Below are 1,006 nucleotides of genomic sequence, written 5' to 3'. Positions count from 1 at the left end.
GCCGGCCTCGTTCACGACGGTGAGCAGGGCGTTGGGGTTGCGGACGGCCAGGGTGGTCTCCTGGGCCGGCAGCAGCAGGTGCACGGGATCCTGGCCGTGGCCGTAGACGACGGCGGGGATCAGGCCGGCACGGCGGGCCTGGCGGGCGGCACCCTTGCCGAAGTCGGTGCGGCGGGTGACCTTGATCTTGAGCTGGTCAGACATGATGCGTCCTCCTGTGGGGGTCTCGGCCGCGCGGCCGGGGGCGGCGCGGGATGCGGCCAGGAGGGGGCTTCAGTGCCGCAGCGGGCCAGCATGCTGACACGCGGCGGCGGCCTCGTCGATCACGGAGCGCGCGCTCCCTCGCCTGGGCAACCTGGACAGGATAGCACCGACGCCGGCGGGCCGGCTCAGACGCCCGCGCGCCGGGACCGCTCCACGATGCGGTCCAGCTTGCGGCGGTGAGCCCGCTCACCCGCAGACACGCCGTGGGATTCGTCGTCCTCCTGGGCGCTCAGCAGCAGGCCGCAGCCGAGCACGATGGCACCGAAGATCGTGATGAACACCACACCGAGCGGAAGGGAGGTGACCAGGATGATGACCGCGGCGGCCTCGACGGCCACCCGCGACGGCGATCGGTGCGTCCGGGCGAAGGGCCGCAGGCACAGCCACAGGTAGGCGCCCACCACCACGATCAGGAACGGCCAGCCGCCCTCCACCAGCAGCCCCAGATAGGAGTTGTGGAAGAACATGGACACGTTGTCCAGCTCCACGAATGCTGTGGAGAGGCCCTGGCCGAAGAACGAGGTGTCGGCCACCTTCTCCGCGGACGCCTGCTGGATCTCGGCCCGGAACCAGTCCGTGCCGGTGCGGTCTCCGAAGATGCCGAGGTCGGCCAGGTTCTCCTCGGCCCAGCTGACGAACCAGCCCATGACGACGGCGAGTGCCATACGGAGGACCCGCCCCAGGTAGGGGCTCACGAGGATCCACACGACGGCGCAGAGCAGACCGGCTATCGAGGTCCGCG

Annotated in this window: 1 protein-coding gene and 1 pseudogene; both read right to left on the bottom strand. The window is 70.8% G+C overall.

Annotated elements, in window-relative coordinates:
* Nucleotides 1-204 (bottom strand): annotated as a pseudogene (locus AB0N07_RS52380) (50S ribosomal protein L25); the annotation flags it as partial.
* Nucleotides 205-389: 185 nt separating this feature from the next.
* On the bottom strand, nucleotides 390-1,006 hold a 617-nt coding region (locus tag AB0N07_RS52375), incomplete at its 5' end, for a hypothetical protein (RefSeq protein WP_365848228.1).

The organism is Streptomyces sp. NPDC051172, assembly GCF_040682555.1.
In the GTDB taxonomy this organism is placed as follows: Bacteria; Actinomycetota; Actinomycetes; order Streptomycetales; family Streptomycetaceae; genus Streptomyces.
This window is presented reverse-complemented; position numbering and strand designations above follow the sequence as displayed.